The sequence below is a fragment of the Chitinophaga sp. 9-1-y genome (assembly GCF_059511905.2).
The window spans coordinates 1,934,156-1,953,731 of sequence record NZ_CM197955.1 but is presented as its reverse complement, the minus strand read 5'-3'; the positions used below and the strand labels follow the sequence as shown (position 1 = coordinate 1,953,731).

20 protein-coding genes are annotated in these 19,576 nt (G+C 44.2%); 2 read left to right on the top strand and 18 right to left on the bottom strand.

Going from position 1 to position 19,576, the window contains the following annotated elements; genetic code table 11:
- Nucleotides 1-163: 163 nt before the first annotated feature.
- From AC5ZC7_RS07745 to AC5ZC7_RS07660, 18 genes are all read right to left on the bottom strand, one after another.
- Nucleotides 164-1,228, bottom strand: a complete 1,065-nt coding sequence (locus tag AC5ZC7_RS07745) for a FecR domain-containing protein (RefSeq protein ID WP_496160163.1) — start codon at nt 1,226-1,228, stop codon at nt 164-166.
- Nucleotides 1,229-1,296: 68 nt separating this feature from the next.
- A complete protein-coding gene (locus AC5ZC7_RS07740) occupies nt 1,297-1,860 on the bottom strand; it encodes a sigma-70 family RNA polymerase sigma factor (RefSeq protein ID WP_496160164.1) in 564 nt (187 codons plus the stop codon).
- A 193-nt stretch (nt 1,861-2,053) separates the two neighbouring features.
- Complete coding sequence (locus AC5ZC7_RS07735) at nt 2,054-3,841, bottom strand: DEAD/DEAH box helicase (RefSeq protein WP_496160165.1); 1,788 nt, start codon at nt 3,839-3,841, stop codon at nt 2,054-2,056.
- Nucleotides 3,842-4,027: 186 nt separating this feature from the next.
- Entirely contained in the window at nt 4,028-5,335 is a 1,308-nt protein-coding gene (gene rimO, locus AC5ZC7_RS07730; RefSeq protein WP_496160166.1) for a 30S ribosomal protein S12 methylthiotransferase RimO, read from the bottom strand.
- Between the two features lie 221 nt (nt 5,336-5,556).
- Nucleotides 5,557-6,438 carry a cupin-like domain-containing protein gene (locus AC5ZC7_RS07725; protein WP_496160167.1) on the bottom strand — a complete coding sequence of 294 codons (882 nt, stop codon included), beginning with the start codon at nt 6,436-6,438 and terminating at the stop codon, nt 5,557-5,559.
- Nucleotides 6,439-6,645: 207 nt separating this feature from the next.
- On the bottom strand, nt 6,646-7,608 hold the full coding sequence (gene ftsY, locus AC5ZC7_RS07720) for a signal recognition particle-docking protein FtsY (RefSeq protein WP_496160168.1): 963 nt from the start codon (nt 7,606-7,608) through the stop codon (nt 6,646-6,648).
- 292 nt (nt 7,609-7,900) lie between these two features.
- A complete protein-coding gene (locus AC5ZC7_RS07715) occupies nt 7,901-8,074 on the bottom strand; it encodes a DUF4295 family protein (protein ID WP_496160169.1) in 174 nt (57 codons plus the stop codon).
- A gap of 75 nt (nt 8,075-8,149) precedes the next feature.
- Nucleotides 8,150-8,332 (bottom strand): 50S ribosomal protein L33, encoded by a 183-nt coding sequence (gene rpmG / locus AC5ZC7_RS07710; protein WP_089896023.1) that lies wholly within the window; start codon nt 8,330-8,332, stop codon nt 8,150-8,152.
- Between the two features lie 30 nt (nt 8,333-8,362).
- Nucleotides 8,363-8,599 (bottom strand): 50S ribosomal protein L28, encoded by a 237-nt coding sequence (gene rpmB / locus AC5ZC7_RS07705; protein ID WP_089759466.1) that lies wholly within the window; start codon nt 8,597-8,599, stop codon nt 8,363-8,365.
- Between the two features lie 193 nt (nt 8,600-8,792).
- Entirely contained in the window at nt 8,793-9,380 is a 588-nt protein-coding gene (locus AC5ZC7_RS07700) for a carboxymuconolactone decarboxylase family protein (protein WP_496160170.1), read from the bottom strand.
- A gap of 111 nt (nt 9,381-9,491) precedes the next feature.
- The gene (locus tag AC5ZC7_RS07695; protein WP_089896021.1) at nt 9,492-10,046 is read right to left on the bottom strand and encodes a peroxiredoxin; all 555 of its coding nucleotides are present in this window, start codon (nt 10,044-10,046) and stop codon (nt 9,492-9,494) included.
- A 426-nt stretch (nt 10,047-10,472) separates the two neighbouring features.
- The gene (locus AC5ZC7_RS07690; protein WP_496160171.1) at nt 10,473-11,378 is read right to left on the bottom strand and encodes a serine hydrolase; all 906 of its coding nucleotides are present in this window, start codon (nt 11,376-11,378) and stop codon (nt 10,473-10,475) included.
- 181 nt (nt 11,379-11,559) lie between these two features.
- Nucleotides 11,560-12,288 (bottom strand): bacillithiol biosynthesis deacetylase BshB1, encoded by a 729-nt coding sequence (bshB1, locus tag AC5ZC7_RS07685; protein ID WP_496160172.1) that lies wholly within the window; start codon nt 12,286-12,288, stop codon nt 11,560-11,562.
- A 35-nt stretch (nt 12,289-12,323) separates the two neighbouring features.
- Entirely contained in the window at nt 12,324-12,785 is a 462-nt protein-coding gene (locus AC5ZC7_RS07680; protein WP_496160173.1) for a hypothetical protein, read from the bottom strand.
- A gap of 84 nt (nt 12,786-12,869) precedes the next feature.
- On the bottom strand, nt 12,870-13,493 hold the full coding sequence (locus tag AC5ZC7_RS07675) for a DUF4294 domain-containing protein (RefSeq protein WP_496160174.1): 624 nt from the start codon (nt 13,491-13,493) through the stop codon (nt 12,870-12,872).
- 78 nt (nt 13,494-13,571) lie between these two features.
- The gene (locus AC5ZC7_RS07670; RefSeq protein ID WP_496160175.1) at nt 13,572-14,576 is read right to left on the bottom strand and encodes an alpha/beta fold hydrolase; all 1,005 of its coding nucleotides are present in this window, start codon (nt 14,574-14,576) and stop codon (nt 13,572-13,574) included.
- A 130-nt stretch (nt 14,577-14,706) separates the two neighbouring features.
- Nucleotides 14,707-17,190: a cytochrome c biogenesis protein CcsA gene (gene ccsA / locus AC5ZC7_RS07665; protein WP_496160176.1), complete on the bottom strand. Its 2,484-nt coding sequence runs from the start codon at nt 17,188-17,190 to the stop codon at nt 14,707-14,709.
- Nucleotides 17,191-17,292: 102 nt separating this feature from the next.
- The gene (locus AC5ZC7_RS07660) at nt 17,293-17,691 is read right to left on the bottom strand and encodes a cytochrome c maturation protein CcmE domain-containing protein (RefSeq protein ID WP_291921763.1); all 399 of its coding nucleotides are present in this window, start codon (nt 17,689-17,691) and stop codon (nt 17,293-17,295) included.
- Nucleotides 17,692-17,928: 237 nt separating this feature from the next.
- Here AC5ZC7_RS07660 and AC5ZC7_RS07655 point away from each other — a divergent pair, with 237 nt between their 5' ends.
- Both AC5ZC7_RS07655 and AC5ZC7_RS07650 read left to right on the top strand, forming a co-directional pair.
- The gene (locus tag AC5ZC7_RS07655) at nt 17,929-18,972 is read left to right on the top strand and encodes an arginase family protein (protein WP_496160177.1); all 1,044 of its coding nucleotides are present in this window, start codon (nt 17,929-17,931) and stop codon (nt 18,970-18,972) included.
- 16 nt (nt 18,973-18,988) lie between these two features.
- Nucleotides 18,989-19,576 (top strand): hypothetical protein, encoded by a 588-nt coding sequence (locus AC5ZC7_RS07650; RefSeq protein WP_496160178.1) that lies wholly within the window; start codon nt 18,989-18,991, stop codon nt 19,574-19,576.

Here is a 19,576-nt window from a genome sequence, read left to right as displayed (position 1 = left end):
ATCATGAATTGTGGTTGAAGATGTTTATGTGCATAGCGATTCTGCGGCGTATATCCATGGGAAGTCCGCCTGATCCTGGTTGTCAGTTTTTTTAGAGATTATTTAATAACTAAGTGATTGCTTCCGCTAAAATTTAAACGTGCATTGTCTCTGTCAGCACTCACTAATGGCAGCCATTTCCTTTTATGATGATACCATAGTTACTGATTGTATAGGATGCGTCTACAGTTTTGGTAATAACTTTCAATATATCTTCCAGGCTTTCGTTACCTAATGAAATGGTCAGGTAGCAATTAGCAAATACATCTGCATTGTACCTGATGGGGATGGCATACATTTTCTCCAGCGTTTTAATAACAGTATCCAATCGGGCATCTTCAAAATTTAATGCACTGTTTTGCTCCAGTACGCTGTTGGCTTCCATAGGATGTGCATCGGGACGTATCACTAATCCGGACTGCTCCCTGGAATAGGTGCAGATCTGTTGCGGTAATACAATTTTAGCCGCTAACTGCTCCAGGTCCTGCCCTTTTAAGTACACAGATACCTTACCGGATGCCACTGCCACTGACTCTTGCTGCCCCGAACTCGTAATACGGAAACTGGTGCCTAATACTTTTACCACTACTTTATTGGTGTATATATAAAAAGGTTGTTGGGGATTTTTCGCAATATCAAAAAATGCATCTCCGGTCAGTGTTACCTCCCGCTTGTCTCCATTCATCAGCAGGTTATAGGTTATCCTGGCACCGCTTGCCAGTACTACTTTAGAGCCATCTGGCAGGAAAAGTAATTCTTCTTTCTTGTTGCCATTATAACGAATCACCTCTCCATTATAGGCGATAGGCTTTTCAGTTTCTACCGCCACCGCATGACCCGGATATTTCACCAACTTCACCAGCAGCAATAACCCCGCTACGGCGGCTGCAATTGCGATATATCTATAGATAACTGGCCTTCGTTTCACGGGTTCTTTGATAACACCTGCTTTGATGTGATCCAGCATTTGCGCATATCCTTCCTCGCTGATAGGTGTTGGGGTTTCCTCCTCTGCCAGTTGCAGGTCCAGTAGAAATTTCCTCGCAGCGGCTGCCAGCAGCACATTTTCGGCATCTGCCGCCAGCCACTCCTGCCAATATCCGGCATAGGGACTGTTGGGGTTTGCCACCCAGTCAACAAACCGGTTGTCCAGCAAAAGTGCATTTATCTTTTCTTCGGATTGATCCATAGCAATAGCAGTGTCTATAAAGTAATGTCCGGAATTACATTTATATACTCACCTGCCGGCAACTTTTTTTATTTTTTGGAAGAAAAATGCGGATATCCTTTTTTGAGAGATTGTAATGCGCGTTGTATGAGATTAAGCACCGACTGGTAATTCATGTTCATGAGCTCAGCCATCTTTTCGTAGGGAATATTTTGATAGAAGCGGAGAAAAACGGCTTCCTGCTGGCGTTGGGGGAGCTTTTCCAGCAATTGTTTCAGGGTTTGAGCGGTTTGCAATTCGCCTTCCCGGCTCATTATTTCCAGCTCTATATGTTCTGCACGCAGGTTATCGAAAGCCAGCTGCATTTCGCTTTCACTCACGTACGATTGTTTTCCCTGTACTTTAATCAGCTTATTGCGTAAGGCCCGGAATAAGTAGAAGCGGGGCTGAGTGGTATCTGCCAGGTTATGCCGGTATTTCCAGATGTCAAGAAAGAGATCCTGTATGCTGTCGCGGATCAGATCTATATCATCTGTGATCTTCAATCCATAACGCACCATTGCCTTCACATGCGCCCTGTAAATGGCTTCTAACGCTGTTACATCACCGTTTTTCAAACGGCTCCATTCCATATCGTGTTCGCTATTGAGCAAAGAAAGGTTGTTTTACAGAGTTGGAAAAGTACAGGTGCTCTACAATACGTTCTCTAAAATAGTTAAAAAAAGATTGGGGCAAATATTTTTTTGGAGAACATGATAAAGTGATAGTGGCAACGTGTATAAAAACAAAAAGGTCATCTCAAATGAGATGACCTTTTTATTATATCGCTATTCCGTTAAATCCGGATTAGTATTTTTTCTTGTACGGAGGCTTGCTGCCACCGAAAGATTCGCGTCTGTCGCCACCTGGACGGCTACCACCAGGGCGGCTGCCACCTTCAGCACTCCAGCTTCTTTTACGCGGACCATCTTCTCTGCGCGGACCACGATCGCCACCAGTGCGTGGACGTCTGTCGCCATCCTGCGACATTTCAATCCTTACACTACGGCCATTGTATTCCACTTTCTTGAAAGCTTCAGTTACTTTAGATAACTCTTCGTTTTCTACTTCAAAGAAAGAATAAACACCTTTCAGATCGATGCGACCAATTTTATTGCCACGTAAGCCTGTGTTATCGCACAGGTAGCGGAGCATATCACCACGGTTGAAATCATCTACTGAACCCAGGTTGATGAATAAGCGGGTGAATTTGCCATCGCTTCTACGCGGACCTCTTTCGTCACCGAAAGTAGTGCTACGTCTGTCGTCTTTTGCATTCAGATCAGGCGCATCCTGGTAGTATTCCAGGAATTGGTTGAACTCGAGGGAAGCGAAACGTTTGATCAGTTCTTCCTTAGTCATAGCGGCAAACTCTTCGTTGATGCGCTCCATGTAAGGTTCAATCTGTTCTTCGTTTACTACTACGTTATGTACTTTGTGTACCAGGCCAAACAGTTGTTTTTCACATACTGCGAAACCATCCGGTACTTCTGCTTTTACAAACTTCTTCTGGATAACTCTTTCGATCTGGCGGATTTTACCGGTATCACGGCTGCTGATGATAGCAATAGAGATACCTGATTTTCCGGCCCTACCGGTACGACCACTTCTGTGGGTGTAGTTTTCTACATCATCCGGTAAATCATAGTTAATTACGTGCGTAACGTTATCCACGTCGATACCGCGGGCGGCTACGTCAGTAGCTACCAGCACCTGCAGTGCTCTTTCACGGAAACGCTTCATTACTTTATCACGTTGTTGCTGGGTCAGATCGCCGTGCAACGCATCTGCGTTGTAACCATCCTTAATCAGCGATTCCGCAATTTCCTGTGATTCAATTTTGGTACGGGTAAAGATGATACCAAAAATTTCAGGGTTGAAATCCACGATACGTTTCAGGGCCGCATATTTTTCGCGCGGACGCACCACATAGTATTCGTGTTCTATATTAACGTTACCGCTGTTTTTGCTACCTACGGTCAGTTCAAACGGATCTTCCATGTATTTTTTGGCGATACGGCGAACTTCCTGTGGCATAGTAGCTGAAAACAACCAGGTAGTTTTACCTTCTGGTGTGTTAGACAGGATGCTGTTGATATCTTCCTGGAATCCCATGTTCAGCATTTCATCTGCTTCATCCAGTACTGCGTAACGTACGTTATCAAAATTAACGGCGCCACGGTCTATAATATCCAGTAAACGACCTGGAGTGGCCACTACAATGTGTACACCTCTTTTCAGTTCACGCAGCTGTTGTACAATGCTGGAACCGCCATATACCGCTACGATGCTAACATCGCCGAGATATTTACTAAAATTTTTCAGATCATTGGTGATCTGGAGACAAAGTTCACGGGTGGGGCATAAAATCAGGCCCTGAGGTTTATTTATTTTCAGATCCAGTTGCTGCAGCAAAGGCAGACCAAAAGCGGCTGTCTTACCGGTGCCCGTCTGGGCCAGACCTACGAAATCGCGGTCACCTCCTAATAATACCGGTATTGCCTGTTCCTGGATGGGAGTTGGGGAAACGAAGCCCAGGTCCGTAATTCCCTTCAAAATAGGCTCTTGTAAGCCCAGTGATTCAAATGTTGTCATTGATTTGCATTAATCAAGCTCCGTCGGGAGCTGTGGATGTAGCTTTTAGCAATTAGCTATCAGCTGTTAGAAATATTTTTTTAGCTCCTAGCGGTTAGCTATGGGCTGTTCACATGAGCTCTTAGCGGTTAAAATTAGCTATATAAATCGCGCACCTAATAGCTAAATGCTAACAACTAAACGCTCTTACACCAGCTCTCCTTCGAGGTCATAGTCGAATGCTTTGGTGATACGGACTTCTACGAAATCTCCTGGTTTCAGGCGTTTGTTAGTGTCGATGATCACTTCATTATCTACTTCCACCGAATCAAACTCGGTACGGGCCAGATATCTGCCCGCTTCTTTTTTGTCTATTATTACCTTAAAGATCTTTCCTACTTTCTCCTGGTTTTTTTCCAGGGAGATTTCCTGTTGAACTTCCATGATTTCCTGCGCTCTTCTTTCCTTCTCTTCTGCCGGGATATTGTCTTCCAGCGCATAAGCACTGGTGCCTTCTTCATGGCTGTAAGTAAATACACCCACCCTGTCAAAACGCATTCTTTCGAGGAAGCCTTTCAGTTCTTCTACATCGTCTTCTGTTTCGCCGGGGAAACCAGCAATCAGGGTAGTACGTAAACAGATACCAGGTACCTTTGCGCGGATATTATGTACCAGCTCTTCTATTTCTTCGCGTGTTATCTGACGTTTCATTGCTTTTAACATGGCATTGGAAGCATGTTGCAATGGCATATCAATATAGTTGCAGATATTGGGGAACTCGTTCATCACATCCAGAATTTCCATAGGGAATTTGGTGGGATAAGCATAGTGGAGACGAATCCACTCCAGCCCTTGTATGCTTGCCAACGCGCGCATCAGGTCACCCAGGCGACGTTGCTTGTACAAGTCCAGACCATAATAAGTCAGTTCCTGTGCAATCAGCATAATTTCTTTTACACCTGATTTCACCAGCTTCTCAGCTTCCATTACCAATTCTTCAATTGGTTTGGAAACATGGGTACCACGCATCAGTGGAATAGCGCAAAAAGAACAGGTTCTGTTACAACCTTCTGCTATTTTCAGGTAAGCATAGTGAGATGGGGTACTCAATAATCTTTCTCCTACCAGCTCTGCTTTATAATCTGCATCAAATTTCTTGAGGATCAGGGGCAATTCCATGGTACCGAACCAGGCATCCACACCGGCAATTTCTGATTCCAGGTCGCCACGATAGCGCTCACTCAGACATCCGGTAACATATACCTTGTCCAGTTTGCCGCGTTGCTTTAATTCTACCTGTTCCAGGATGGTGTTAATCGATTCTTCTTTGGCCTTGTCAATAAAACCACAGGTGTTCACCACCACAATATTGTGATCACGTTTAGCACTTTCATGCACCACGTCGATATCGTTAGCAGCGAGCTGTCCGCTCAATACTTCCGAATCCACCATGTTCTTGGAACAACCAAGCGTAATAATATTAACCTTGTCTTTCTTTAAAGTTTTTGTCTTCAAGCGCGAATTGTTTTTAACAAGCGGACAGGCATTCGCTGCGCCGCTACCGCCACGAAGACACACAGACACTAATTGTATTTAACAGCAGACTTACTGTACGTGACTTGAGTCTTAGTGGGGGTTGAAATAAGGAAGGTGCAAAGGTAGCGAAAAGAATTGATAATTAGAAATTTATGCTAAGTAACTGTTGTTTAGTCACTTAGCATAAAATGTACTTACTACTACCCCATGGCCTGCAGTGCCTTGTCGGCACGTGCTCTGGCCATTTTTCTTTTATAATGATACCACCACTTGGGGGCCATCTTAATCATCAGGTTATTCATGCCTCTGAGTCCTACTATATGGTATAGTCCGTTTAACTTACCCAGGAGAGAAGGATCTAATGCCCGTAAACTCATGGCGAAGCCGCCGTCGAGGTACTCCATATGGTGCCAGTAACCGGCCGGCATAAACATGGTGTCGCCATGGTTCAGGATAGTGGTATATCCCTGCGCATGTTTCAAAGCCGGGAATTGCTCCGTATCCAGGTTTTCATGCCAGTTCACGAAGTTGGCAGCACTTTCTACCGTAAAAGGCATGCGGTAAATGAAGGGCGACTGCTTATTTTCCAGTAATAACACCCGCTTCCGCCCCAGGAACTGGGTATGGAAGATGTGCGACAGGTCAATGTCGTAGTGCATATGCGCCACTGAACCAGCACCTCCTACAAACAGCATAGGGTACTTCTTCAGGAAGCCGGACGAGAACTGGTCGGGCCAGCTAAAATCCTCCACCAGCTGAGGAGCGTGCTGAAAAATATTAAAGAGAAAAATGCGGAGGGCTACCGGACCCTGCTCCACCATATTCAGGTATTCACCAAAAGAAATGTAATCATCCGCTCCGTTAACAAGGGTATTTTCGCCGGCGCGTTCATTATTGTATACCCCTACTGTCTTGTCTCCCACAATCGATTTGAAATAATCCCATGTCCACTTTGAATAAGCCGGCCAGTTTTTGCTAAGGCCTCCTGCCGGGATAATGACAGGTTTACGTGGAGTGTAGTAGTTCTTCTTGAATTCCGCTGGTGTAATATCTTCAACTCGATCTATGTGCTGTACTATCATACTTACGAATTGTTAAAAAGGGTACAAAAAGGGAACAATTATTCAAATTTAAGGAAAGCAGTGTTATTTATTGAAACAAAGAAACTGGTTGAATGTTAACGAAAACACCGGGCTCCGTACAGGGAGCCCGAGTGGTGAATTATTTGAAGTAAAATATTAAACAAGCTTTATGCCAATTGGGAGATAACATTCACAAACATCACAAAATCAAGAATTTACACTAAACAGTGAATCCACGAAAGATTCTTTATTAAACACCTGTAAATCTTCCATTTTTTCACCGATACCGATGTATTTTACCGGTATTTTGAACTGGTTGGCGATGGCTAATACCACCCCGCCTTTAGCGGTACCATCCAGTTTGGTAATTGCCAGGGCAGTTACCTCCGTAGTGGCCGTAAATTGTTTGGCTTGTTCCAGTGCATTTTGCCCGGTAGATCCGTCCAACACCAGTAATACTTCATGGGGTGCATCAGGAATTACCTTTTTCATTACCCGCTTGATTTTGCCTAACTCATCCATCAGGTGGAGTTTATTATGCAAACGGCCGGCAGTATCTATAATAATTACATCTACTTCTTTGGCGGCACCGCTCTGTACAGTGTCAAAAGCCACCGCTCCGGGGTCAGAGCCCATTTGTTGCTTCACAATAGGTACCCCTGCCCTTTCACTCCAGATAGTCAGCTGATCTACTGCAGCCGCACGGAAAGTATCCGCTGCACCTAACATTACTGATTTACCTGCTTTCTTAAAGTTATAGGCCAGTTTACCAATGGTGGTGGTTTTACCTACACCATTTACGCCTACTACCATAATGACATAAGGCTTTTTACCAGCAGGCACATCAAAATCACGGAACCCACTGTCCGGTGCGTCTACCAGGATAGCTGCAATTTCTTCCTGCAACATCCTGTTTAACTCACTGGTTCCCAAATATTTATCTTTTGCGACACGTTGTTCTATGCGGTCAATGATTTTTACAGTGGTTTCTACGCCTACATCAGCAGAAACAAGGGCATCTTCCAGGTTATCCAATACCTCGGTGTCTACCGTTGATTTTCCTGCAATGGCGCGTCCTATTTTACTCAGGAAGCTCTCTTTGGTTTTTTGTAAACCCTGATCCAGATTTTCTTTCTTCTCCCTGGAAAATAGTTTATTGAAAAAGCTCATAGTTTAGTTTAGTTGGGTCGAGACAGCTTTTGGCTTTTCGCTTTTAGCAGTTAGTAAATGCTGCGAAGATAAGCACTTATCGCCTTTACTGCATTTTTTATTACCAGCCAGGGCGATTTTGGTTTTGGGCTTCCGCTTGTCAACAGTTATTGAATGCGGTAAAGATAACAAGTTATCACTTTCCAACCTCCACAGTATTGGCCGGATACCTGCTCGTGGTTAGCGGCCGGACCAAATACAAAAAGCTGTCCGTATAACGGGACAGCCTTTCAGTATTATTAGTAAAGCCGAATTACTTTTGATTCATGTACTCCTGGACTTTGTCCTTGTGTACGATTGCGTCTTTAAAAGTATAAGCGCCGGTTTTAGGAGAGCGTACTGCTCTGATTACCTTAGTCCATACTTTAGACTCAGCTGCTGCTTTAGCATCTTTAACCTTCGAGTTTTTTGAAGCTACTTTTGCCATTGTATTCTATTGTTTTTATGGTCAAACGGCTAATTGGCTGGTATGCAAATACAGCCAGTCACCATCAACAATTATTTATTTAATTTCTTTGTGTACGGTAACTTTCCTTAAAATAGGATTGTACTTCTTCAACTCCAGACGCTCAGGAGTATTTTTCTTATTCTTGTTAGAGATATAACGGGAAGTTCCGGGCTGACCAGAAGTCTTGTGCTCTGTGCACTCCAGAATTACCTGTACTCTATTACCTTTTTTTGCCATTGTGTATTACAAATTAAGTGAGTCTTAGAATTAGATTTCCTGACCAGCTGCACGCAATTCCTTCACAACTGCATACAAACCTCTCTTGTTGATGGTTCTCAAACCGTCAGCAGATACTTTCAATGATATCCATTTGTCTTCTTCTGCCAGGAAAAAACGTTTCTTTTGCAGGTTAGGAAGAAACCTTCTGTTTGTCTTAATGTTGGAGAAGGAAACATGGTGACCCGTGATCGGCTTCTTTCCTGTCACCTGACATACTCTTGCCATGATCTAAAAATTTAGGAATGCAAAAGTCCAATTTTTTTATGGATTTTGCAAATATTATTAAATGAATTTATTCACAAGTACATTAAAAGCCCCTTATAAAAGGCCTTAACTTAAGATGTGAACACAATGCAAAAGATTGATAATCAAATGACTATCAGGCAAATTTTCATCTGTCTTTTGCCGAAAAAATATTTTACAATAATACAACTAAACTACGTAAAACTGCACCTAATCTTACCGACTCCAATATTCTCTGTTGATCCGTTCCATGTTTCAACAAAGCTTCTTCGTGGGAAGTCACGCACATTTCACAACCATTGAGTGCAGACACCACCAGGCTCAACAACTCAAAAAATTCTTTTCCCAATACCGGGTTAGCCATAATGCTCATCCGGATACCAGCAGGCGTATTGGTATAAAACTCTTTATTCACAAAATGCCTGAAACGATAAAATACGTTATTAGCATTCATGAGGGAAGTACAGCTAATTACTTCTGCGATCTCTTTCTCTGTTGCTCCTTCCTGGGTGGCCAGCTTTTCAAAAGCTGCCTGCAGCACAGTATGCTTCTCATTCACTGCCACGGCTACTCCGATCATATAAGCCTCTTTCTTCGACAGCGTAGCTGCAGCAAGAGAATTAGACACATTGATCTTCAGATCCTTCAGATAACGTGCATCCACATTTACGAGTGACTGCAGTTTACCGGATACCTGCTCACCTGTCAAACCCACTGCTTCCAACAATTGTACTGCCGTATCCTGATTCGTAGTTGCAAACATAATATGTATTTTTTTTATTTCATGATTTTACCAACTGAATATTTTACCGGCGCACAGCATCGCCTGCTCCGGCAAAATATCCAATCAGTAAAATAAAAAATGACTTAATGATTAAGCAGTCAGGGTAGCTTCTCCCTTAGTCCAGTTGCAAGGGCACAGCTCATCTGTTTGCAGGGCATCCAGTACACGTAAAACTTCTTTTACGCTACGGCCTACAGACAGGTCGTACAGGGAAACCCAACGTACAATACCTTGAGGATCTACAATGTAAGTAGCACGGTAAGCAACTTTCTCGTTTGCTTCCAGGATACCCAGTTCAGTAGCGAGGGATTTGGAAGTATCAGCCAGCATAGGGAACTGCAGGCCACGCAGATCTTCATGATCTCTTCTCCATGCAGCATGTACAAACTCACTGTCAGTAGAAGCACCGATCAATACCGCATCACGGTCAGCGAAATCCTGCGCATGTTTGTTGAATTCTGCGATTTCAGTAGGGCATACGAAAGTAAAGTCTTTAGGCCACCAGAACATCACCATCCATTTACCAGAGTTTTTCAGCTCTTCTGAAGACAATTCGTAAAATTCTTTACCTTTTTCAATAGATACAACTGCCGTTTTTTTGAATTCGGGAAACTCTGACCCTACGGATAAGATAACATTTTTCATAATAACTATTCTCTTTTTGATTTACAGACTAATGATTTTATGCTTTTTGACGGCGCAAAGATCACATTACATTCATTAGTAATCAAATAGATTTTAAAAATGTGACATTGAGTTTCTCTATATATCGTGTTTTTCACCATGGGGACAAGGGTAATGAACTATTACCGCCTATATACTCAAAAAAAATATCCTGGAGTTAACATTTTAATGGTATTTCTGTAACATTTTGGCACGTTATTTAGTTATATAAGTGGAACTTTTTAACACAATTAGCATGGAAATGAAGAAAAAATACTTTTTACTGGTGGTTATAACGATTGGACTTGCTTTGATTCCGTTTATTAAAAACAGTATCATTAAACACGATGAATTTGACGCTACACGAGATCTGTTCATTTAGTGTTTAGCGGGTCCCATTGACCGTATCTAAAACTGCCCCAAAGCGGGGTCGGGTTTCCATTGGCTGTCCGGTTCATAGTGCTGCCAAATCGCAAAACCCACCTTCCGCAACAGTTGCCACGCCTCATTATCAGGAGTCCAACGCTGATCCTGGTTGTTTTTGGTAATTATACAATATACATAGTCGCCATGAGGCGCATTCACCATTATTACTTCCGAACGTGATTCGTCCACCGCGCCATTTTTCGACGCGGTACGAATGTTTGGGGGCACTTGTACTAACCCCTGCCCATCCCAGTAGTTACGGGTAAGATTCCGGTACATCCGTTCACTGGCCGCCGCACTAATTACTTCTCCCTTGTAAATCATTTCCATTAACCGCGCCATTTCACGCGGACTGGTTTGCCCCCATCCATATTCCTGTCGGTTGGCCTCCCGCCCCTTCGTCCGGGAATTGACCCGTAAATGCTCAAATCCATGCGCTTCCAACCACTGATTAATCGTTAGCCCCCCTCCTGCCAATGATTGTAGCCACAAACTCGCCGTATTATCACTCATCGTCAGCATTAACATCACCACTTTATCCAACGCTATCTGCTCGCTGTCGCGAAACGAACCCAGGATATCTTCTCCCTTATACAGCAACGAATCCCGGTACAACAGGTTCTGATGGTATTGCAGCTCCCCCTGGGCCAGCTTGTTGAAAATACCTACCTGGATAGCCGTTTTAATCATACTGGCAGTAGGAAACGTGGTATCGGCATTTATAGCCACGATACGGTCCTTTTTCAGGTGGTGTACATAAACACCCACCTGACCATGAAAACCGGTTAAAAGCGGCCCTAAAATAGCCGTAAGCGCTTTGTCTGTTTTTTGGGCACCGGCGGAAAAGGTAACAAGCAACAATAACGATAGGATGGATAGTTTTCTCATATGTTGTAAAGCTGAAAGCGTAAAAAGCGATTAAGGCGATTGATATAAGCGAAATAATCAATATCTCCTTCTTCTTATAAAGCTAAAAAAAGAAAGCGGAAAGCAAAACACCATAGTTTCTGCTTTCCGCTTTTTGTCACAAAACACAATAGCTTTCAGCTTTGCGCTTTATGCTTTATGCTCACGTAGTGATGTTGATCAAATCAGCAAAACTCCGGACCCCTATCTTTTTAGCAGAAGTATAGCCTTCCGCATACTCCACTCCTACCATTTTACCGAACATTTTAGCGCGGTAAACAACACTGTCGAAGAAGTTGGTACCAGAAATATACGTTTGTGGTTCATTGTCTTTCGCCGCCAGGAATTGAGAGCTAAACGCCTTGATAGCAGCCAGTTTCCGGTCTATTACGGGTGTAATATCTATCACAAAATCCGGCTCATGATAGCGGTCCTGTATGAAATGAAACACCTGCTTAGGTCGCCACGCTTCCTGCGGCTGTCCATCAAAAGTAGTTTCGATCTTTCTCAATCCGGCCATGAAAGCGCTGTCGGAGATCAGTTGGGCAGCACGTCCGTGATCAGGATGACGATCCTCTACGGCATTGGCCAGTATAATATCAGGGCGATACTTACGGATAGCTGTAATAATGGCCATTTGCTCCATGGTATCGTTTCTGAAAAAGCCATCTGCCAGGCCCAGGTTTTCCCTTACTTCCAGTCCCATAATTTCCGCAGCAGCTGCTGCTTCCTGTATGCGCAGCTCCGGTGTACCACGGGTACCCAGTTCTCCGCGGGTTAAATCAACTACGCCTACTTTCATCCCCTGTTGTGCATGCATCATCAATGTGCCCGCACAGCCCAGTTCCACATCGTCGGGGTGCACGGCTATCGCCAGTATATCTAGTTTCATATGCTGTAAATTGAGGTGCAAAGATGGGGAATTTATCAATCTTCTGAACTGGTGATCACAACAACGGCCCCGAACACTTTATTCGGGTTCATTTTCTCCTGTTGTTCCTTTGTGAGAATATTTATGGAACGGAAAGTTTTCTGATCCAATGTCATGAACCGGGTTTCATTTGTTGGTTCTATGGGATGGCCATTTACGATGTATAAAAACGCACTGTCGTTTTCGTATTTATGCAGCAGGCTATCATATTGGGAGGATTTGCTGCTTAACAGCACCTGTACTCTTCTGCGGGCAAAAGGTTTGGTCTCTATGTATACTACGCCGTTTTCAGCCTGGCTGCCATATTTCAGCACTGCTTTAGACCCTTTGGCGATGGTAATCAAACCAATGCGATCCGGGGATACCTGGCCAATGGCGGTCTGGGTTACTACTACGCTGTCCAGCACATATACCGGATCATCGTCTGCTACGGCCTGCGCCATAGCACCTGTTGACATAAAAATTGAGCTGATAAGTAAGATCCATGCTTGCTTCATAATAAATCGGTTGCGTTCAGGGCGAATCTTACGAAGATAAACGAATTAATTATAGGCGCGGTAGTGCTGGTACATTTCCAGTTCCTGTACAATGATTTCAATGTCTTTATCTTCCTGTTTGTCGTAATCACTTTTAAGATTACCGCCAAAGAAGAAGGCTACGGTTTGCCATACACGGGCATTAAACCCACCTTTTAATTCTTTGATGATCTCATAGCAGTTTTGACCTGTTTCCCGGTCAATCAGTTTCATGAGTACTTTACCCTGGTATACGGAGAGGTTTTCCAGTTTATCACCAAACTGGGCTTTTAATTCTTTTTCTTTGGTAGCCAGGAAAGCTTTGCGTTCCCTTTTGTTCATGTTAGCCATGCTGGCATTCACATCTTTCAACACCTTGGCGGCAGATCTGGCGTAAGGATAAGTTACATATACGGCATTCCGTAAACGGCTCCAGCGTTCGCGTTCTTTGCGCAGTGCTTTCGGCATTTTTTCCACCACATCAAATATTGCCAGTGTGATAACGGGGATAGTATCTTTTCCTACTACGATGGCGTGCAACGGGATAACATCTGCTCCATGCGCTTCCTGGGCCATCGCACCTGTATGACAAAGGGATATCCCCAATACCAGGAAAACAAAAACGATGATTTGTTTGAAACGAAGGCGCATAGTTTACTAACGTTGCTTAGATATAGAATGTTATCACAAGTTATAAAAGATTTCAGATTTGCGGCTAACTAAATAGTGTTACGGAACCGGCGTCATTCTTAACTTATTGATGGCGAAGTCACTGATGGCTTTCTCCACTGCTGGCAGATCTTGTCCAGTGAGTGCAGAGCCCATTACATGTGCACCGGCGCCGGGAATAGGAACGGATGCTTTCATCGTGGCTGGCGTCCCCAGCTCCTGCTCCATCTCGAGGATAGCGGATACTTTTACGGTAGGGTCCTGGTGGGTTTCATCTTTATAATAATAGAGATTCAATACCGGCTGATGTATTTTTTCAAAGGTGGCGGGTGTCATCGTGGATGCCAGCAGGTTTTGCAGTTGCACTACACCTTCCAGGCGATAACTGTTATACCAGTACCTGGCCCGTACGACATCCGTGTCCGTGCCGCGGCGAAAATCTCCTTTGCTCACCCAGCGGGCCAACTGCAGTCCCCAGGGATGATTGGCCAGAAATGCCAGTTTATCGTTGATAGCAATGTTGGGCGACATATTAATAAGCGCATATACATCATCAGGATAAGCAGCAGCCAGTTGCAGCGCCAGTGTTCCGCCGGTGGAGGTCCCCATCAGGATCACTGTGTCGCCCAGTGCTTTGCCTATACTCAATGCTTCTTCTGCATCTTTCCATAATCCTTCGGCAGTCATGTGTAACAAAGGATCGGAAGTATCTATTCCATGTCCGTCCAGCCTTGATAAATACAAATTACAGCCGAAACGTTTGGCAAAATTGCGGTGTACAGGATTCCCCTCTTCCTGGCTGGCGGAAAAGCCATGCAGGTATACCACCGCATAAGGTGTTTTATGATGCAGGGAATCATGCCAGACAATGCGGGCCTCGTTATCCGGTTTCAAGCGGTGTTGGGCTTCCTTATTATGGATATAGGCTTCCAGCGCCGGGCCGGCTGCTGGTACGGATGGCAGCTGATGATTATATACCGGATCGGCCGGTTTGGGTCCGAGCAAGTATACCACTGAAAGCGTGGCTATAACGATGAGGGCTATACGCAACCACCTACGCATCATAAGAACATTTAATAACTAAATGTAGATAAGAATTCTGATATGCCACGCACCCCGACTACATTTAATACAAAAAAAATCCTCCAACAGCGTCGCCATTGGAGGATTTCTTTTTATAAAATATAAACAGTACCTATCTTCTTCTTACTTTCTGATAAATACTCATAAAGGTACCTATAATCGTAACGATAATACCCAGCCATAAAACGTTGATATACGGGAATATCAAGGCTTTCATCACAATATAATCGCTGAAACCATTGGCTTCTTTAACCTTCAGTTCGATCTTATTTTCTGCAGGCATAATCTTGGAGAACCTTACATTCAGTCCCAGCGGCGCCAGTGTATCTTCCACACTGTATTGATAGCTGCTGTCGCGAATAAAGTAGATCGGCTGTAATTTAAAGTGATCATCCGTTTGGGTATATACCTCCAGCTCTGCACCTACGGCCAGGTCGCCGCTCTGTGCGATATAGTTGCGGCTTTCCGGTTTGGTGTTCAACCCTTTCAGTACAATAAATCCTTTGGAGAAGAACACAGAGTCGCCTTGTTTCATCAGGTGCGTCACATACGGTGTAGTGTCAGCTTTTGCTTCTTCTTCCTTGTTGGGTGCAGCAGATACGTAGGTATAAATATCCTTGGTCAGGTAGTGCCTGGAAGCAGGATTGGAAGAGATAGAATTCTCTTTCTTATTCACAAACGCATCCGGGTAAAGCGTAAAGCGCTCTACTACATTACCAGTTTGCTTATCCTTTTTCTCATAATTTACTTTGTAATACGTTTTCGCATCACCTTGTGCGATTGAGTCGCCGGCATAGGTAACATGGTAGTCGCCCATTTGCACCGGTACATCTTTCGGTAGCATGATGTTTTCACGCGGATTCTGTTTGCTTTCTTTTCTGAAGAAGCCATCATTCAGCATCTTCATCCGGTCATGCGAAATCACTTCCATTTTGGCGGAAGAAATAAGTATACCCAGCAATACCATACCGAAACCAATATGTGCTACAGAAGCACCTGCATTTTTCAACTTGCCTTTCAGGCCGGTGAAAATATAGGTGAGGTTACCTACGATAGCATAAATGCTGGCAAACAGCATCATATAAATAGCTGTCAGGAATCCGGCGCCATATTTATCAAAGGTGATGGTACCTTTCCAGGCAATCAGGCCGGTTAACAGTAATGCCACCAGTGTAGGTATGGCCAGTTTTTTGGTAATCTCTCCACGTGGAGTATCCTTATATCTCATGAATTGTACGATGGCGGTTAATACACCCAGTACAATTGCAATCCAGATCTGAATTTTGTTATAGTGGAAAATTACGTCTGATGGCGGTGCAATATCATTCATATTGAACGCCCCTTTGATGCCGGTGAAGCTCATCAACTTGTTCCACACCGGGATAGAGGTGGTGAAGGTTACCTGGATAGCGGCAATCAGCATGATCAGGGAACCTACAAACAGCCAGAACTCACGGGAGTAGCTGTTTTCTTCTTTCTTCACAGATGGAATTTCCTTTCTGCGTGCAATCAGCAGTGCAATAGATGGTATAGTGAATACCAGCATGGCAAACAGCAACTGTGCGGTCATCCCCATATCCGTAAATGAGTGTACGGAGGTATCTCCCAACACACCACTCTTGGTGAGGAAGGAAGAATAGAGGATCATGACGTAGGAAATAAAGAAGAAGAAGATGGTAGACTTCAGGGAGTGTCCGGTGGCTTTATAAGCCAGCAGCGTGTGTACACCGGCCACCATGGTCAGCCATGGCACCAGAGACGCATTTTCTACAGGATCCCAGGCCCAGTAACCACCGAAGTTGAGGGACTCGTAGGCCCAGGCAGCACCCATCATAATACCGGTACCCAGCAATGCAATGGCAAACAGGCCCCATGGCTGTACAGGTTTTACCCAACCGGTATAATCGCGGGTCCAGATGCCGGCAAAAGCGAAGGCAAAAGGAATGATCATGGAAGCGAAGCCCAGGAACAGGATGGGTGGGTGAATGACCATCCAGTAGTTCTGGAGGGTAACGTTCAAACCATTACCATCATGGATATGCTGCATGTAATCTGCCGTCTGGAAAATAGGCGCCAGTTGGTTTTCAGGCGCCTGGCGCAGTAACATAAAAGGATTGCTACCTACTTTGTAGCCCAATATAAATATACCGAGCAGCATGCTGGCCATAATCAGCTGTGCAAGGGAGAAAATAGTCATTACCGGTGCTTCCCATTTTTTGGAAGTACGGATCAGGACAATCCCCAATATACTGTTCCAGATACTCCAGAGCAGGAAGCTACCTTCCTGGTCGGACCAGAGACTGGACAAAAGATATTGAATAGGCAGGTCGCGGGAAGTATTACGCCATGCGTATTTATATTCAAAAAAGTGATTATACAGAATATAGTACAGGCAGGAGAAGACACCGATCACAGCAGCAGACTGGATCACGAAAGACCAGCGTGCCAATCGTTTCCAGGAATCCTGTAAAGCTGGCTCTTTAAGTTTAACGGCATTATAATAAGCCACCGTGGCTACTATAGATGCTACAAATGCCAGTATGGCAAAGAAGTGGCCTAGTTGGCCCGGCAGTAAATGTTCCCCTACAAACTTCATAAAATTCCTCTAGAGATGTGAATATTCCGGCATTGCCCATTTTGAAATACCTGTTTATACCGGTATATGCCGGACAAACCTCAAAATGTTCAAATGATTACTTTAAAGTTGTTTGTTGCCGACAACCACCTGGTCGTCTTTATATTTAGAAGGGCATTTCATCAGAATTTTGCTGCAATGAAACTCTCCTCCTTCCATTTTACCGGTGAGTACAATGGATTCAGCTTTCTCGAAGTCGGTTGGTTTGGCGCCGTAGAATACGACTTTATGAGATTCCCCGGTTTTATCGTGTACATAGAAGCTAAATAAGTTAGCATCTTTGATGGGATCGTAGTTCATGGCTTTTAAGGTATCGAGCTTCCCGATGACATGAAATTCCTTTCCTTCCTTCTCACGGGCTGTTGCGAAAGTTTCATAGGTACTAAAATCCCCCACCATTGTTACAATCACTCCAATTGCCACCGCAATTACCACCAGCAGAATAATATTTGTTTTTTTCATATGAAAATTATCTTCCCTATTGATTTGATTCAAACAGCAAAACCCTTTACCAGCGCGCACCTAACTTCTCTTGCCTTTTCCTTTCTTTTATTTGTTTCCGATTAATCGGCAAAATTAAGTCAAAATGACCTTCTTCGGACAAATTTTATATAAAAGGCAATTCTTTTTATCAGAAGGACGGCTGTAAGTAAACATAATCCTATCTTTGCGCGGAATTTAGAAAAGTACGATTTTATCATGGCAGATTTATCACAATTTGACCCTAACTCAGTTGGTCTTTTATCCAACAACGTTTTTGGCTTACCTTTTTCTGAGGAAGAAGCCCGGCTGGTATTATTACCTGTTCCCTGGGAAGTAACCGTTTCGTATAATAATGGTACTGCCCGTGGACCGGAGCGTATATTCAGGGCCTCCTTCCAGATCGATCTTTATGACGCTGATGTGAAAGATGGCTGGAAACAGGGTTTCTACATGCGTGAACCAGATAAGCACCTGTTACTGCGCAGCGATTACCTGCGCAAAGAAGCGGAGCTGTACCTGAAATTCCTGACTGAAGGGGGAGATATTTCTGAAAATGAGTTCCTGAAAAAAACACTGGTAGACGTAGGCAACGGTACCCGGGCAATGAACGAATGGGTGTATACCCAAACCAAAGCATTGCTGGAAAAAGGCAAGCTGGTAGGACTGGTAGGCGGTGATCACAGCACGCCTCTGGGCTTCTTCAAAGCTATGGGTGAACATGCCGGCGATTTCGGTATTCTCCAGATCGATGCACACTGCGATTTGCGTGATGCATACGAAGGATTTACCTACTCCCATGCCTCCATCATGTACAATGCCCTGGCAGAAGTACCACAACTGTCGAAGCTGGTGCAAGTGGGGATCCGCGACTATTGCGAAGAAGAAGTAGGTTATATTAATAATAGCGAAGGCCGGGTAGTGACCTTCTTCGATAAACAAATCAAAGAAAGACAATTTGAAGGGGAAACCTGGCAGTCGATCTGCGATAGTATTGTAGCTACTTTACCTCAGCAGGTGTATATCAGCTTTGATATTGACGGGCTGGATCCAAAACTGTGTCCGCATACGGGTACGCCGGTAGCGGGTGGTTTTGAAGTAGAGCAGATATACTACCTCTTTAAGCGTGTACTGGCCAGTGGCCGCAAGCTGATTGGGTTTGACCTGAACGAAGTGAGCGCTTCCCACGATGAATGGGATGCTAACGTAGGCGCCCGTGTATTGTTCAAGTTGTGTAACCTGTTGATCAGTTCTAATTCCTAATCTTACATTCCTGTACATGCATAGTTTGCGCATCCTTCATCCCAATACCAGCAGCAGAATCCGGTTATTACCGGTGATGCATGGTTTGGTAGGTATCCTGTTTCTGATTAATGCGATTGGCGTATACCGCAGTCCGCAGCCTAACTGGTTCCTGGTCGTTTTTTTCCTGGTAGTAGGGCTGCTGGCAATAGCATTTCCATTTACCATGAAACGGTTTAAGCAATTTTCAGAAGCCAATACCGTAGCACGGATGATAGAAGCGCTGATCTGTTTTACAGGCAGTTTGTATTTTTTGTCGCACCTGCAGCCGGTAACAGCCTTGCTGTTGCTCCTGACAGGCATCGGGATCGCTTATGTAGGTTGGATGGAATATAAAATTTTCCAGCCCTCCTATGTAAAAATGGATACTACCGGTATCACCCTGCCCACCACCTTCTCTAAAAAGCTGGTTGGCTGGAACGAGCTGAATAACGTAATTTTGCGGAACGACCTACTGACAATAGACTTTAAAAATAACAAGATTCTGCAGCTGGAAATATTGGATGAACCAGGCCAGGAGCAAAGAACGGTGTTAAATACCTTCTTTCAGACCAGGGTTCAGTAA